Origin of the sequence: Nonlabens sp., assembly GCF_965657255.1 — a bacterium.
Lineage (GTDB): Bacteria > Bacteroidota > Bacteroidia > Flavobacteriales > Flavobacteriaceae > Nonlabens.
In genome coordinates, this window is record NZ_CBFHNM010000001.1 from 126,206 (window position 1) to 143,116 (window position 16,911).

The window sequence follows — 16,911 nt, forward strand, 5'->3', positions numbered from 1 at the left end:
GCGCTGTTAACATCATTTATTTTTATTTATATTTGTAATGAAGTACATAAATAAATATTATGCATTACACATTACACCAACTTCAAATATTTCTACAGATTGTAGAAAAAAAGAGCATCACAAAAGCTTCTGAGGTTCTATTTTTAACGCAGCCAGCTGTTTCTATACAGCTCAAAAAATTTCAAGAACAGTTTCCTATTCCTTTAACTGAAGTGATAGGAAGGCAATTGTATGTAACCGATTTTGGCCATGAAATTGCTGAAACTGCCAAAAGTATTCTTGAAGAAATTCAAATAATAGATTATAAGACAAAACAATATCAAGGTAAGCTAGCCGGTAAATTGAAACTTTCTATCGTTTCTACCGGTAAATACGTAATGCCTTATTTTCTTTCTGGTTTTTTAAATGATCACACTGGTGTTGATTTCTCTATGGACGTAACTAACAAAAAGAATGTTATTCATGATCTTGAAGAGAACAAAGTAGACTTTGCTCTAGTTTCTGTATTACCAGATCATCTGGATCTAGAGACTTTACCACTCATGAAAAATGAGCTTTTTCTTGTAGGTAATGCATTAAGAGAAAAAAGTAGAAAAGGCGATAGAGAATTAATTTTTTCTAAGGAACCCTTGCTGTATCGAGAAGAGGGATCTGCAACTAGAAATGCAATGGAAAGCTTTATCCAAGGAAAAAACTTAATGGCTAGTAAGAAAATCGAGTTGACTTCTAATGAAGCCTTAAAACAAGCGGTAATAGCAGGTATAGGTTACTCAATAATGCCTATTATAGGTATAAAAAATGCGATCGATCGAGGTGATATCGTTATTATTCCTTATGCTGGATTACCTTTAAAAACACAGTGGAATTTGATTTGGTTAAAAAAGAAAAAACTATCGCCGGCTGCTCTTGCTTTCAAAGAATATATAATTAAGAATAAAGACCAGATTACAGAGAAACACTTTGACTGGGCTTCAAAGGAATAATTTATACTATCATTTTTTTTTGATTCCGCTTTCGCGAAAGCGAGACCAATAATATACTTTACATTTTAAAGAATTTAGTCAAATAAAAGAGAAACGAACAAGCTTCTCTTTTTTGATTTTCTAAAACTGATGAGGCTTTTAAAAAGCTTCAGCTATTCCTAGGTAAAAACTATTAGTACCATTACCAAATCCCCAATCCAGACGTATGTTTAAATTTTCTTCTTTATCTAATTTATAACGCACTCCTGCGCCATAGTTAGGCTTTAAATTACCGAATTGGAACTCACTTACGTTTCTATAAACATCTCCTGTACCTACAAAAGCTACCGCACCTAGTCGAGAGTCTTTAAAATTCTTTCTATATTCAATTTGTGTGGCGAGCATGTCACGATCTACAAATCTTCCTTCTTGGTAACCTCGCATGATTTCACTGCTACCAAAGAAAGCAAATTCAGAAAAAGGAATATCCTGTCTAGTAAAACGACCTGCAAATTGAAAGGCAAGAATATCATCGTTTTCTTCTGAAACATCAAAGTAATGTCTTAAATCAAATCGAGTTAGATTAAATGAATTTGTACCACCTAATACCTTACCATATTTACCATGAGTAAATTCTAAATACCAACCATCTTGAGCGTTTAATATATTGCTTCTACTATCATATAAGACAGCAACCTCAGCGCCAACAGAAGTAGACCCATCAAAACCATCTGGTCTATTTTGAGCAATTAGACCATCTTCTTCAATTTCTGTTTTATAAATATGATTGTAACGCACGCCACCACCTATGAATAGGTATTTATGAAACATACGTTTAAGAAAGATAGGTTCAAATAGAAATTGATAATAATCGTATTGCTCTTCTGCACTATCAGGAGTATCATTTCCCATTCCGTAATACAAACGCGGATAATTTTGAAACAACAAATTTCCTTCAATCACCCATTTTTCTTGATTAGTAAACACCTCAAAACCAGAAAATAAAAAGAATTGACTATTCAACGTATATTGTAATGTAATAGGCATGTTAGAGGTTCTTGTTTCCTCACCACTTCCATTAAATTTAAATAAATACTTTGCGCCTGTACCAAAGGCAAAGTTGGTTTCTGGGGAATAACTTACCACCGGTGCCGCAATAAACTTTTGCAAATAAATTGTAGAATCTTTTTCTACTGCTTTTTGATTTGGGTAAAAAGTAAAAAATTCTTTTAATTCTTCTATTTTCTGTGCTCGCGTAAGAGTTGATAGAAGTAAAGAACTGACAATCATTACTAAAAATAAATGTCTATTGGTTTTTTGGTATTTATTGATCAATGCTTATTTTTTAATGTATCGGTAAAACTAAATGATATATGAGCTTTAAAGTGTTGTTATTTTAACAATTAAGATAAAATTAAATAATCCAACTTTAAATATTCACTAACGGTACTATTTGCTGAATTTATAAAATCTCGCTTTCGCGAAAGCGAGAACATCACAAATAAAAAAGAGCGACTACAAAGCCACTCTTTCCTGAAATAATGAATTTTACTTTCCTACGATATGCAATTCAACAAAATTCTTGTCCACATACATAGTTTGAGTTTTTGCATCATATTGCAAGTCTTCTAAAGGTATTTTTACATTATCTACCTCTACAAAATCAATTTCAAAAGGCAATCCTATAAAATTGAAACGCAAGGTTTCATATTCTGTAATGTACTTACCATCTATATATTGAGAAATGATCATCTCATTTTCTTTACCTTTAAAACTTAAGTTTCTCAGACTAAAACGTCCGTTTTATAATCATAACCATCCGCAGCATATTCATAGTCGATAAATTTATCTTTACCAAAGGTATAGTAGACATCTAGTGTTAGAAACTCTATTTTCTTCTCGCCTACATATTGCATAACTGGATAACGAGGAATGATGGAACCTGACTTCACAAATAGCAGAATCTCATCAATATCTGCATCTACCCAAGCTTCTTTACCTCCAGAAATAGTTTCTCTAGTCCAGAAGTTATACCATTCTCCACGAGGTATATACATTCTACGACCTTTTGCATTAGGTTCTAGAACTGGACAAACTAATATTTTATTACCGAACATGAACTCATTATTTCTATAATGCGTCTATGCATCTTCTTGATCATATACGACAAGAGACTTTAACATAGGCGTTCCTTCCTGTGCACATTACCAAAATGTGGTGTATAGATAAGGAAGTAATTTATATCGCAATTCAATAAATTTTCTAGTGATATCGGTCACGTTCTCGTCAAAAGTCCACGGTTCTTGATCACCATGGTCACCACTAGAATGAACTCTACAAAAAGGATGAAAAACACCTAAAGCAATCCATCTAGCAAAAAGTTCTCCTGTAGGCTGCTCTGCAAAACCACCGATATCAGATCCTGCCTAAGACATTCCTGACAGTGCCATGCGCTGCGCCTGGATATTTGGAATACTTAAGTGCTACCAGGTAGCGACATTATCACCGAACCAGCTGCTCGTGTAACGTTGCGTCCCAGAATATGCAGATCTTGTGATTACAAATGGTCGTTTAGGATATATAAATTTCTTTACGCCTTCATAAGTAGCTCGAGCCATTTGCGCTTCATAAATACTGTGCGCTTTTCTATGAGAACAAGGATGACCATCATAATCATGGCATACATCATCTGGGAAAGTTTTATTAGGAACATCCATCACCGCAGGCTCATTCATATCATTCAAAATTCCAGCCAGACCATTATCTGCAATAAGTCCTTTAAATAAATCTGCCCACCAGATTCTTACCTCAGGATTTGTGTAGTCCGGAAAATAACATTCTCCAGGCCATACTTTACCTTTCATATAAGAACCATCTGCACGTTTACAGAAATAATCCTTTTCCATAGCTTCTTAATAGACGCTACTACTAGAATCAGACAATTCCTAAAATTTTATTAAAACATCCATTTTTAAAAACCAGGCAATTATCAGTTTCGTTAAATAATTTAGACGTACTTCTAATAATTAAAGATATCCTTGAAAATTGATCAACAATACACAATTGCAGACCTTTAATTATGAAATGTCCATGTGTTTTTTTAATAAACTATTTAAATCAAAAGAAATGAAAAAATTATTAATTGTCGCGTTACTTTTTACTGGATTCTTAGGCTATGGTCAATCTGCTGAAATTAAAAAGATGCTGAAACTTGAAGATGATCGTTATTTTGCAGATCGTGATAGTGCCTACACAGATCCGTATAAGGGGTTAAGAAAACTTATGTACGGTAACAAACGTTTTGCAGATAATAGAAGGGTAGCCCCTAGACAGTCTGAAGAAGATATGAAAAATAATGAATTAGGACAAAAACCATTTGCTACCATTATAGGTTGTGCAGATAGTCGTGTGCCTAACGAAATTATTTTTGATCAAGGTGTAGGTGACTTGTTCATTACTAGAACTGCTGGCCAAGTAATGGCAGAAGCTTCTTACGGAACAATAGAATATGCAACTGTATTTCTCAAAACTAAATTAATTGTTGTTTTAGGTCATGAAAGTTGTGGAGCGGTTACAGCGGCAATGAAACTTCCTGAAAACCCACCAGGGCATGTTGTAAGCCTTATAAACTCCATCAAACCAGCATCTTTACGCGCTAAAGAAGCAAAGCTTGATAAGAAAGAAGAATTAGACCTTGCTATACGTGAAAACGTTATAGAACAAGTAAATTTATTAAGAAATTTAGAGCCTATTCTTAGCCGCCGTACAGCTAGTGGTGAAGTGCTAATAGTTGGAGCCGTTTACAATTTACACTCTGGAAAAGTAGAGTTTCTGGAAGAAACGATTCTAAGTCTCCCACGTTTTGTTGAGGCAAGTAAATCTGGAATGAAAAAGATGAAATAAACATGTTTATAAGAATTAAGTATTTTCTTTTTACTCTTTTTATTTTAGGAGCTGCTTACCAAGCAAATGCACAAAACCCAGATGAAGATCAATTAGGAGCGTGGTACATGTATTTCTATAACACCACGTTCAAAAATTCAAATTGGGGTATTCAAGGTGACATACAGTATAGAGACTGGCAACTTTTAGGTGATCGAGAACAACTATTGTTAAGATCTGGATTAACCTACAGCCCTAAAGAATCTGGTGTAAAATTCACTTTAGGATATGCTAATATTTCAACTGGAGCCTTTGGAACAGATCGAGATAATCCAGTAGGTGAGAATAGAATTTATCAAGAAGCTTTATTTTCTAATACAATTTTGAAAAGATTATTTATTACGCATAGATTCCGATTTGAACAAAGATGGGTAGAAAATCAAGATTTTAGAACCAGGTACCGATACAATATTTTTGTAAATGTGCCTTTAAACAAATCTATTCTAGTAAAGAATACCTTGTATACTGCTTTCTATAATGAAATGTTTATCAATGGGCAGCGAAATATAGGTAACGGTCGCAAAGTGAATTTCTTTGATCGTAACCGAACCTATTTAGGTCTAGGTTTTGTTATTAATGATGGATTGAGAGTGCAACTGGGATGGATGAAACAAACTACTAATAATTGGGATAAAAACCAATTACAAATAAGTTTGCATCATACCTTTTAAGGCATACTAGAATTTAACATCCAAAACTATATCAATACCTTATGAATTTAAATTCATAAGGTGTTTTTTAATAATATTTGAATGCATTAAACGTATTAATCAAATTTAAGTCTACGATAAAACACCTTATCTCCTATATCCACAATAGCATTGATAATTATGTAAGTTATTATAGTAGGCATAATTTTATAAAATTCGTTTTGCTTCTAAAACTAAGTACTCAACATAAAATTAAAATTGTATCCTATTAACTTGAATAGCTATTAAGTTCCATAAATCAAAACAGTCAAAGGAGGTAGGTCCAATTCAACACTTTGATTTCTGCTATTTCAACTTTGATTAGCAGCATTAAATAATTTAATAAAAAATGGCCGCAATCTATTGCAGCCATTTTTTTGTTTATCTAATAAACTATTTAAACAAGCTGCGCTTTTACAACAGTACTTATCGTCCTACCATCTGCTTTACCAGCTAATTCTTTATTAGCTATCCCCATAACCTTTCCCATATCTTTCATTCCAGCTGCACCGGTCTTTGCAATAATATCTTCAATCACTTTGGTTATTTCTTCTACACCCATTTGTTCTGGTAAGAATTTTTCTAGAACTACCGCTTGAGCAAGCTCTGGCTCTGAAAGATCTTCTCTATTTTGCTCAGAAAAAATGCGCGCACTGTCTTTGCGCTGCTTCACAAGCTTCTGGACCAGTTTAATTTCTTCTTCTTCACTTAAATCACCATCATCACCAGAAGTTTTAGCTAGTAATATCTCACTTTTAACCGCTCTTAAAGCTGCTAGTGCTGTTTGATCTTTTGCTTTCATTGCCTCTTTCATAGAGGTCATGATTTTTTTCTCTAAACTCATCGTCTTATTATTTAAGTCACTGCGCATGCAGCGCGTCACCATTTTTATCACTCAAAAATACGTTTTTACCAACCATTAAAAAAGCCCAAACACCTTAACAGTGTTTGAGCCATTTTGTACCTTAAAAAGAAACATTTTTAATCTACATTATCATGTAAAAAAGAATTGTTATTAGACCTTAATTGGATTTCATTATTCTCATCTGTAGAAAGAGTAGTTCTAGATTTATCTCCTTCTTTAGGCAATTTATCAAGTTCTACACCATGTCGTAAATAAGCAGGTTGCTTTTCAATCTCGTCCAGTCTATGAGAGCTTTTAAATTTATAATTAAACGCATGTAATTTACGTTTGCGTTCTTCTGCTCTTTGTACTAAAACTTCATTAAGAGGTAAATCTGTTGGGTCTACATCTATTTCTCTTTCAACAGGAGCAGCCTTTTGCTCTACATCCTTAGTAATAATTTTTATTTCTGGCTCTGCAACAGTGTTCTCCTTTTTTGGTTCTTTGGGTTTTGCAGTGTTCAATTGATCTTCTACTTCCATGTAATCATCAAGAGAATATTTCTTCAAACCTTCATCAGAAAACTCGGTAACAGGAATCACGTTAATTGGGTCATTTACTTCAATATCCTCTAATTGATGTTTAACGACTGGTGGCGTTTCTTCCTCCTTTACGTTTAATTGTGCCGATAATGGCATATCAAAATCTAGAAAAAATTGATCTTTCTCTTCTTCTATTTCTTCAACTGGAGGAACTGCTTCTGATTGCACTTCTTTAATAATAAAGTCTTGAGTTTGATCTAGAACTTCTTCATAAGTAACGTTTAAATTCTTTATAAACTCAGTTGTAGGAATCAATGAGTTTTCTTTTGCCACTGGAATAATAACATCCTCTGGCTCTTCATCACCCAATTCATGAACAATCACTAAAGGCTTGTCTGGCTCTGAAGTGCGGACTTCAATTGTTTCTTGCTCCGCTTTCGCGAAAGCGGTATCCTCTTCCTTCTCTTCTTCTAAATCCATGATCAACTTTCCAGGAATCACCTTATCAGCAGTTTCCTTAAGAATAGCCGTTGCACGTTGCTCTTCTTCTAGTGTGTGAATGATACGTTTTGCTTCTGTATTTGAAATCTCATTTTGCTGTTCTACATCAAATCCAGTAGCAATTACTGTTATAGATATAGCATCGCCTAAGGCTTCATCTTCACCAACACCCATGATAATGTTTGCAACACCACCAGCCTCGTTCTGTATGTGTTCATTGATCTCGCCTATTTCATCAATAGTGATTTCTTCTGTACCAGAAACAATTAATAATAACACATTTGTAGCACCTGTGATCTTGTTATCATTAAGCAATGGAGAATCTAGCGCTTTAAGAATTCCTTCTTGTGCGCGATTAGATCCCGTAGACTGCGCACTTCCCATAATCGCAGTACCACTGTTAGCCAATACCGTTTTTGCATCACGTAAATCAATGTTTTGAGTGTAGTGGTTTGTAATAACTTCTGCAATACCGCGTGAGGCAGTAGCAAGTACCTCATCTGCTTTTGAGAATCCTGCTTTGAAACCTAAGTTTCCATAAACATCTCTCAATTTATTATTGTTAATTATAATCAATGAATCTACACTCTTACGGAATTTTTCAATTCCCATTTGTGCTTGTTCATTACGTACTTTTCCTTCAAAATGAAAAGGAGTTGTAACGATACCCACGGTAAGTATATCCATGTTACGAGCTATACTAGCGATAACTGGAGCAGCACCTGTACCTGTTCCACCGCCCATTCCTGCAGTGATAAATACCATTTTAGTATTAGAGTCTAATAAAGCCTTCACATCTTCCATGCTTTCTTGGGCAGCATGCTCTCCTACTTCTGGATTTGCTCCTGCACCTAGTCCTTCAGTAAGCGTGACACCTAGCTGTATTTTATTAGGTACTGGACTGTTATCAAGAGCTTGTGAATCTGTATTACAGATTACAAAATCCACTCCTTTAATTCCTTGCTGGTACATGTGCTTGATGGCATTGCTACCACCACCACCTACACCGATGACTTTGATTACGTTTGATTTATTTTTAGGTAAATCAAATGCGATGCTGTTAAATTCTTCACTCATAATGGGGCTACTTTATAATTGAACTTGCGGCTTTTACACCACGGTATTTTTTTGTTAAAATTCTAATACTAGAATTACTCTGCTTTATCAAGAAACTCTTTGAACTTAGTTGCCCAAGCGTCAAAAATCCCTTTCTTTTTCACTTCATCAGAAACAGAATGATGTTCTTCTTCCTCTTCTATATGTAAAGTTTCTTCCTTTACATCTTCTACAACAGCATCTGGAGCTTCTTCAACCTCTTCTTCTTTATGTTGTTCTTCTAGACCTTTCATTACTAATCCTACAGCGGTAGCAAATAAGGGACTCGTACTTTCTGTATCGCTATCTCCTGCAAGATGTTCATTAGGGTAGCCTATTCTACTAGGCATTCCTGTAACATATTCTGCTAATTGTTTGATGTGTTTCAATTGACTTCCTCCACCGGTTAAAACTACACCTGCGATAAGCTGCTTTTTAGGCTCGTCGTGGCCATAGTTTTTGATCTCTACAAAAACAGTTTCTAGAATCTCAATGACACGAGCATGGATAATTTTACTTAAGTTTTTAAGTGTGATCTCTTTAGGCTCGCGACCTCTTAATCCAGGAATAGAAACAATTTCATTTTCTTTATTCTCACCAGGCCAGGCACTACCAAACTTTGTTTTAAGCAACTCAGCCTGTTTTTCAATAATAGAACAACCTTCTTTAATGTCTTGTGTTATAATATTCCCACCTTGAGGAACCACTGCCGTATGTCGTATGATACCATCTTTGAAAATAGCAAGGTCTGTGGTTCCACCACCTATATCGATAAGAGCAACGCCAGCTTCTTTTTCTTCCTGGCTCAATACTGCATCAGCACTGGCAAGCGGTTCTAAGGTTATATTTTTCAATTCGAGGTCGGCACTTTTTACACATCTATAAATGTTACGTATAGATGCCACCTGACCTACAACCACGTGAAAATTAGCCTCAAGACGACCACCGTACATACCAACTGGTTCTTTTACGTCAGACTGACCGTCTATTTTATACTCCTGTGGTAATACATGAATAATTTCTTCTCCAGGAAGCATGACCAATTTAAAAACTTGATTACAAAGTGTAGCAATATCATCTTGATCAATAACAACCTCACTATCACCACGAGTGATGTAATCGCTGTGTTGTAAACTACGTATATGTTGTCCAGCTATTCCTACGGTAACATCTTTTATTTTTATACCGCTTACTGATTCTGCCTGACTCACAGCTTGCTGAATAGAAGTGATAGTTTGCGTGATATTATTCACCACACCGCGATGTACTCCTAAACTTTTTGATCTCCCTACACCTAGAATCTCAAGTTTGCCGTATTCATTCTTACGACCGATCATAGCTACAATCTTTGTTGTACCTATATCCAGCCCTACTGCATATTCTTGTTGTTCCATTTTCCTACTTTTTTGTTACTACTACTTGATTGTCAAATCGCAAGTCTATTGTTTTAATCCCTTCTAGCCTGTTATCCTTTTGCATTTTGAGTACAAAAGCCTTATAGTTGATCATTTTATGCTCTAACTTTTCTACTTCACCTAATCGTACTTTATAACTGAAAGCTCTTACTGATAAGGTGACCTCTTCTCTTTTATCAAATTCTACCGCGGTAAAAGACCTCTTTAAAAACTCATCCTCTTTAATAAAGTTGATCAGTTCAAAAGTTTTGTCTTGCACTTTTTCATTATAACCATAAACCAGCGGCACATTTACCGTGTACTCTTGAGACAACGGCATGATTAAATTATCTTGATCTAGGTAAGCGTTTGTACTACCCATAATTCTTGCAATAGGCTTTCTAGGCTGTACAACAGCTTTAAGCAATCCATCTAGCGATACAGAAACCTCTGCATCTCTGATCATTGCGTTCTCAACAAGTCGTAATTCACTCTTATTCAAATCTAGATTTTCTATCAACAGGTTCTTAATGGTATCGTTATTTTGTATCAACAATTTATTAACGTTCTTTTCAGAAATAAAAGGATCACTATAATCTGTAAATGTGATATTTACATCGGTTAACTTTCTATCTTTATATCGATTTGAAGCAAAAGCATAAAGACTGATTACCAATAAGGTAACTAGAGTCAATTTTATGATGTTTTTCAGCTTATGCATTTATCCACTTTTGAGTTAACTTTTGGATCTCTACTCCTATATCTCCTGCGCCCAACATTAATATAATCCTTGTATCCATTTCTTCAATAAATTCTTCTAGATCTAACTTCTCAACCACGGTAATTATTTCTGGAGTATTTTCTAAAGCATTCATGTTTTTACACAATAACTCTGAAGAAATTCCTTCTATAGGAAGTTCTCTTGCAGGATAAATATCTAATAAAGCAACCTTATCAAACTGACTTAATGCCTGCGCAAAGTCATCCATAAAATCACGAGTTCTAGAAAATAAATGAGGCTGAAATATGACTAATTTTTTCTCATCTGGATACATTTCAGTAACTGCCTGATAAACAGCATTTATTTCTGTAGGATGATGCGCATAATCATCAATCAAAACACGCTTTTCTGTATCAATCCTATAGGTAAACCGGCGTTCCACACCTGGAAAAGAAGCTAAAGCAAGTTTTAATTTTTCTGCATTTGCTCCATATTCTAAAGCAACTGCCATTGCCAAAACTGCATTACTCAAATTATGTCTACCAGGTAATTTTAAAAAGCAATCCTTTACAATTTCTTTTGGTGTTTTTAAGTCAAAATGGTAGGCACCATTTACGATCACTTCATTTTGCGTCAGGTAATCTCCAGATTCTAAACCAACTTTAAGACCGTTTAAATCGAGTTTTTCATTTACTAACAAGGCTTTTCCTTCTAATAGTCTAGCAAAGTCGTGAAACGTCTTTTCAAAATTCGCAACGTCTCCATAGATATCGAGATGATCTGCATCCATTGCTGTGATTCCGGCAATGTCTGGATCCAGCTGCATGAAGGATCGATCAAACTCGTCAGCTTCTACCACCATAACATCCGTACCAGAGCACAAATAATTTGTGTTATACTGTTCTAAAATACCACCTAAAAAAGCCGTCATTTTCACATCACTTTTATAAAGTAAGTGAGCTAATATGGCACTAGTTGTTGTTTTACCATGCGTTCCAGCAATGGCAAGACAGGTCATTGTTCTAGAAATTTGACCTAAAAGTTGAGCGCGTTTGATCGTTGTAATTCCGCTTTCGCGAAAGCGTACTAATTCTCCAAAATCTAACGGTACTGCTGGTGTATAAACTACTTGTGCTGTTCTTATTTCCTTAAAACCATCTGGAATTTTATCAAAGTCATCCGTATAGTGAATATCAATTCCTTCTTCTTCTAACTTAACAGATAACTTTGTAATAATGCGATCGTAACCTGCTACTTTTTTACCTTGTTCATTTAAGTAACGAGCAAGCGCACTCATCCCAATACCACCGATACCGATGAAATAAAAATGTGATATGTGTTCTAACTCTTTCATCGTAACAACTGCTCTATTTCATTCACTATATGATCTGTTGCTTTAGGTAATGCTTCTCTTTTAATATTTTTTGAAAGCTTTATTTGCAATTCTTTATCGGATACTAACCCATTCCAAAGCGTCATAAAGTTTTGATCTATATCTGCTTCTTTAATCATCAATGCGGCATCTTTATCAATAATAGCTTGGGCATTTTTAGTCTGATGATCTTCTGCCACATGAGGCGATGGAATAAAAATCACAGGCTTTCCAACGATGCAAAGCTCTGATATCGAACCAGCACCAGCACGAGAGATAATAAAATCTGCTGCTGCATAGGCTAGATCCATACGGTTTAAAAACGCATGTACTTGAATGTCTTCTTGAGCTTTATTCTTGTATTCTTCATGATAAAACTTACCACATTGCCAGATTACCTGAACCTCTTCTTTCAAATCATCCAACTGTTGATCAATTAATTGATTGATACGTCTGGCGCCGAGACTACCGCCTAAAACGAGTAATGTCTTTTTAGCTGATTTTAATTTAAAATGTTGAATTGCCTCTTCTCTAAGAGTATCTACATTTAACAAATCCTGACGTACCGGATTACCTGTTAACACTATCTTTGATTTAGGAAAAAAACGTTCTAAACCATCACTAGCAACGCAAATTTTATCGACCTTTTTACTAAGTAATTTATTAGTGATTCCTGGATAAGAGTTTTGTTCTTGTATCAAAGTAGCAACTCCTATTTTATTTGCCATAAACAATAAGGGACCACTTGCAAAACCACCAGTTCCTACAGCGATATCTGGCTTAAAATCCTTAATGATCTTGCGAGCATCGTATAAACTTTTGATTACTTTAAAAGGAAAAGCCAGGTTCTTAAGAGACAGATTTCTCTGAATACCACTTATCCATAAGCCTTTGATTTTATATCCTGCGGCAGGAACTTTTTCCATTTCCATACGGTCACTAGCACCTACAAAAAGGATCTCACAGTCTGGCCATCTTCTTTTGCATTCGTTTGCAATAGAAATTGCCGGATAGATGTGTCCACCTGTTCCTCCACCTGATATGATTATTTTATATGGCTTCACTAAGTACATCTAAAGGGTTCATTTCTTCTTCATTCACTTTCTCTTTGGCTTTCTCGTTTTCTCTTTTTGCGCTTACACTTAATACAATTCCCACAGCCATACAAGTCATTAAAATAGATGTTCCACCACTACTAATTAATGGCAAGGTCTGACCGGTAACGGGAATTAAGTTTACTGCTACTGCCATATTTGTCAACGCTTGAAAAACGATAGGAAAACCTACACCTATGACGAGCAGTTGACCAAAAACAGTTTCTGATTTTGTTGAGATAATAGTTAGTCTGAATAAAAAAAAGAGATAAAGAGAAAGTATAAATAATCCACCAGCCAGTCCAAATTCTTCTAAAATGATAGCAAAAATAAAATCACTTGCAGATTGCGGCAATACATGCTTTGTGGCACTTTTCCCAGGACCAACACCAAAGGGATAACCATTTGCGATAGCAGTTTTTGCTCTTTCTACTTGATAGTTAGAGTCTGAATCACCTTCACCACCGAATGTTTCTATACGAGAAACCCAAGTATCTACTCTATTAGGAAATACACCAGGAAAAGCCTTTGCCGTAAGAACAAATAATGTCAAAGCAAAAAAGCCTATCCCTACCATACTTAACAAGTATTTCAATGGATAACCACCAACAAAACAGGTTATTAAAATCATGGTAAAAATAAGAACAGCCGTTGATAAATTAAATGGTACTATGAGTATTAAAACTATTCCTACTGGCAACCATAAAGGAAGTAATGACTGTTTAAAAGTAACTACCTTATCTTTTATAGAAGCTAGATATTTTGCTACATACACCATTAGCACAACAAAGGCAAACGTACTGGTTTGAAACTTCATTCCTATTACTGGAACTGTCATCCATCTACTGGCACTAGCACCACCCATAACGGTACCTTGCATCGCAGTATAAATGAGTAACAGAATAACCACCGGAAGAAGTAACACACTTAATCCTCTAAAATATCGATAAGGAATTTTATGTACAGAATACAACAACCCCAATCCTATTACTACGTGTCCAAAGTGCTTGACCAAATACTTTGTAGTATTACCAGTTCCTTTACCGATATAAGCAAGGTTTGCACTTGCGCTATACACAGGTAGGAATGAGAATACTAGTAAAATAATTACTAGCGCCCACAAAAAGGTATCTCCAGATATGTAGCTTTTTATCTTCAAATTACAATCCTCTTACAGCGTTTTTAAATTGACGACCTCTGTCTTCATAATTTTTGAATAAGTCAAAGCTAGCGCATGCGGGGCTTAATAAAACGTTGTCACCTGCTTCAGCTAGCTTATAAGCTACTCTAACAGCATCTTCCATAGAGCTAGTTTCTACCATTTGTTCTACACAATTACCAAAAGCATTCACAATCTTAGAATTATCCGTTCCCAGACAAACAATCGCCTTAACATTGCGATTCACCAGACTATATAATTCAGAATAGTCATTTCCCTTATCTACTCCACCTACTATCCATACAGTCGGTTGCTCCATACTATCAAGAGCATAATAAGTGGCATTAATATTAGTTGCTTTTGAATCGTTAATGTATTGGACTTTATTAATTTTTAATACATTTTCAAGTCGGTGCTCTACACCTTCAAAAGAAGTAAGACTTTGTCTAATCGTTTCCTTTCTTATCTTAAGAAGTTTTGATGCGGTAGAAGCTGCCATTGCATTTGCAGTGTTGTGCTTTCCTTTAATTGATAGTTGCTCTGTAGGCATAGTAAAGTGTGAATTATGGGTGTAAATGTGAATTTGTTGGTCTCTTAAGTAAGCTCCTGTTTCTAATTCCTTTTCCATTGTAAAAGGTATGAGCTGTGCTTTTATGTTTGAGTTTTTGATTGCTTCTGTAATTGCCTTATCGTCTGCATTATAAATGAGGAAATCATCCTCATCCTGATTCATGGTGATGCGCATTTTACTCGCTACATAGTTCTCAAATTTATAATCGTAACGATCCAGATGATCTGGCGTTATGTTCAATAGAATTGCAATGTGAGGTTTAAAGGTGCTAATACCATCTAACTGAAAACTACTTATTTCTAGTAGTCTGTGTGTTGATTTACCTTCATAAACTTGTTGCGCAAAACTTTTCCCTATGTTGCCACCAGTGGTATGATCTAAGTTTGCGGTGTTTAAAATATGATCCAATAAACTGGTAACGGTTGTCTTACCGTTTGCACCAGTCACTGCAATAATGATCTCATCAGTAAAGCGAGCTGCAAACTCTATTTCAGAAATCACTTCAATTCCTTTTGATTTAATTTCCTGAATTATTACTGCGTTATCAGGAATACCAGGGCTTTTTACTACAAGTTCTGCATTCAGGATTTTTTCCATGGAGTGACTTCCTGATTCGTAGGGAATAGATTGTTCTTGTAACGCTTTCGCGAAAGCGGCACCTAAATCACCACCATCACTTAAAAAAACGTCGTAGCCTTTTTGAGCACCCAACAAAGCTGCGCCCATACCACTGATTCCTCCACCGAGGACGACTAGACGTTTTTTGATTATATGTTCCTGAGATAGACTCACTAGCGCACTTTTAATGTTATGATACTGATAATAGCAAGAAGAATCCCAACGATCCAAAATCGTACAACAATCTTGCTTTCGTGGATTCCTTTCTTTTGATAGTGATGGTGTAAAGGAGACATTAGAAAAATCCTTCTTCCTTCACCATGTCTCTTTTTAGTGTATTTGAACCAACTAACCTGCATCATAACAGATAGGTTTTCCATCAAGAAAATCCCGCAAAGTATAGGTATTAATAGCTCTTTTCTTGTAGCGATTGCGAGCACAGCGATAATTCCACCTATAGTGAGACTTCCTGTATCGCCCATAAAAACTTGTGCTGGAAAAGTATTATACCATAAGAATCCAACCAATGCTCCTGCAAAAGCGGTAATAAAAACTACCATTTCCCCAGAATTTGGGATATACATAACATTGAGGTAATCTGAGAATATAATATTACCAGAGATCCAAGCAAAAAGAGCTAACGCAATGACGACTATTGCACTGGTTCCTGCAGCGAGACCATCAATACCGTCTGTAAGGTTGGCACCATTAGAAACTGCTGTTACGATAATAATAACGATAGGAATAAAAACTAACCACGCCCAATTTGCTAAACTAGGATCGATCCAATCGATCAAACTTGCATAATCAAACTCGTTGTTCTTTACGAATGGAATCGTAGTTTTTGTAGATTTTTTTGCTGCTTCAAATTCAATAGGCATATTTTGAGAAACCAGCTCTTGATTATTTACTGGATTTATTTTTTCCTCCTTTATAGTAACGCCATCATGAAAAAACATAATAGAACCTATTACGGCACCTAGACCTACCTGACCTATTACTTTGAAAATACCTTTTAAACCACCTTTATCTTTTTTGAAAATTTTGATATAATCATCTGTAAAACCTATTAATCCCATCCATATGGTAGTAATAAATAACATGACAACATAGATGTTATCCATTTTACAAAGCAAAAGCGCAGGAACCAAAGTGGCTAGAATAATAATAATACCGCCCATTGTAGGGGTTCCAGCTTTTTGCGCCTGACCTTCTAATCCGAGATCGCGTACCGTTTCACCTACTTGCTGTTTTTGTAAGAATGTGATGATACGTTTTCCATAAATAGTAGAAAAACCTAACGAGATGACAAATGCAATAGCAGCCCTAAAGGTTATAAACCCAAAGAGTGATGCTCCTGGCATATTAAATTCTTCTTCTAAATATTTGAATAAATAGTATAACATC

General features: G+C 35.3%; 13 protein-coding genes and 1 pseudogene. 3 read left to right on the plus strand and 11 right to left on the minus strand.

Annotation, left to right across the window (positions count from 1 at the left end):
* The first annotated feature begins 59 nt into the window (after positions 1–59).
* The gene (locus tag ACTF54_RS00655; RefSeq protein WP_347196659.1) at positions 60–983 is read left to right on the plus strand and encodes a LysR family transcriptional regulator; all 924 of its coding nucleotides are present in this window, start codon (positions 60–62) and stop codon (positions 981–983) included.
* A gap of 138 nt (positions 984–1,121) precedes the next feature.
* Here the strand turns inward: ACTF54_RS00655 and ACTF54_RS00660 are convergent, their stop codons facing one another.
* Both ACTF54_RS00660 and ACTF54_RS00665 read right to left on the minus strand, forming a co-directional pair.
* The gene (locus ACTF54_RS00660) at positions 1,122–2,252 is read right to left on the minus strand and encodes a BamA/TamA family outer membrane protein (RefSeq protein ID WP_438968657.1); all 1,131 of its coding nucleotides are present in this window, start codon (positions 2,250–2,252) and stop codon (positions 1,122–1,124) included.
* A gap of 258 nt (positions 2,253–2,510) precedes the next feature.
* Positions 2,511–3,874: pseudogene (locus ACTF54_RS00665) on the minus strand (glycoside hydrolase family 31 protein); the annotation flags it as partial.
* A gap of 214 nt (positions 3,875–4,088) precedes the next feature.
* Between ACTF54_RS00665 and ACTF54_RS00670 the strand changes: the two are divergent.
* Entirely contained in the window at positions 4,089–4,865 is a 777-nt protein-coding gene (locus tag ACTF54_RS00670) for a carbonic anhydrase (RefSeq protein ID WP_347196660.1), read from the plus strand.
* A gap of 2 nt (positions 4,866–4,867) precedes the next feature.
* Entirely contained in the window at positions 4,868–5,575 is a 708-nt protein-coding gene (locus ACTF54_RS00675) for a DUF2490 domain-containing protein (RefSeq protein WP_347196661.1), read from the plus strand.
* 415 nt (positions 5,576–5,990) lie between these two features.
* On the opposite strand, the gene ACTF54_RS00680 is transcribed toward ACTF54_RS00675, so the two are convergent.
* The 9 genes from ACTF54_RS00680 to mraY all read right to left on the minus strand — a co-directional run bounded on the left by ACTF54_RS00680 (position 5,991) and on the right by mraY (position 16,910).
* Complete coding sequence (locus tag ACTF54_RS00680) at positions 5,991–6,437, minus strand: GatB/YqeY domain-containing protein (protein ID WP_438968506.1); 447 nt, start codon at positions 6,435–6,437, stop codon at positions 5,991–5,993.
* Positions 6,438–6,574: 137 nt separating this feature from the next.
* Positions 6,575–8,557 carry a cell division protein FtsZ gene (ftsZ, locus tag ACTF54_RS00685; protein ID WP_347196663.1) on the minus strand — a complete coding sequence of 661 codons (1,983 nt, stop codon included), beginning with the start codon at positions 8,555–8,557 and terminating at the stop codon, positions 6,575–6,577.
* A 74-nt stretch (positions 8,558–8,631) separates the two neighbouring features.
* On the minus strand, positions 8,632–9,969 hold the full coding sequence (gene ftsA, locus ACTF54_RS00690; protein ID WP_347196664.1) for a cell division protein FtsA: 1,338 nt from the start codon (positions 9,967–9,969) through the stop codon (positions 8,632–8,634).
* A 4-nt stretch (positions 9,970–9,973) separates the two neighbouring features.
* On the minus strand, positions 9,974–10,690 hold the full coding sequence (locus ACTF54_RS00695; RefSeq protein ID WP_347196665.1) for a cell division protein FtsQ/DivIB: 717 nt from the start codon (positions 10,688–10,690) through the stop codon (positions 9,974–9,976).
* Positions 10,683–12,044, minus strand: a complete 1,362-nt coding sequence (murC, locus tag ACTF54_RS00700; RefSeq protein WP_347202023.1) for a UDP-N-acetylmuramate--L-alanine ligase — start codon at positions 12,042–12,044, stop codon at positions 10,683–10,685. Before murC ends, ACTF54_RS00695 begins: the two co-directional genes overlap by 8 nt.
* On the minus strand, positions 12,041–13,135 hold the full coding sequence (murG, locus tag ACTF54_RS00705; RefSeq protein ID WP_347196667.1) for an undecaprenyldiphospho-muramoylpentapeptide beta-N-acetylglucosaminyltransferase: 1,095 nt from the start codon (positions 13,133–13,135) through the stop codon (positions 12,041–12,043). The genes murC and murG overlap by 4 nt, the downstream gene beginning before the upstream one ends.
* Positions 13,113–14,315 (minus strand): FtsW/RodA/SpoVE family cell cycle protein, encoded by a 1,203-nt coding sequence (locus ACTF54_RS00710; protein WP_347196668.1) that lies wholly within the window; start codon positions 14,313–14,315, stop codon positions 13,113–13,115. Before ACTF54_RS00710 ends, murG begins: the two co-directional genes overlap by 23 nt.
* 1 nt (position 14,316) lies before the next feature.
* Positions 14,317–15,678: a UDP-N-acetylmuramoyl-L-alanine--D-glutamate ligase gene (murD, locus tag ACTF54_RS00715; RefSeq protein ID WP_347196669.1), complete on the minus strand. Its 1,362-nt coding sequence runs from the start codon at positions 15,676–15,678 to the stop codon at positions 14,317–14,319.
* The gene (mraY, locus tag ACTF54_RS00720; RefSeq protein ID WP_347196670.1) at positions 15,678–16,910 is read right to left on the minus strand and encodes a phospho-N-acetylmuramoyl-pentapeptide-transferase; all 1,233 of its coding nucleotides are present in this window, start codon (positions 16,908–16,910) and stop codon (positions 15,678–15,680) included. The genes murD and mraY overlap by 1 nt, the downstream gene beginning before the upstream one ends.
* Position 16,911: the final 1 nt, after the last annotated feature.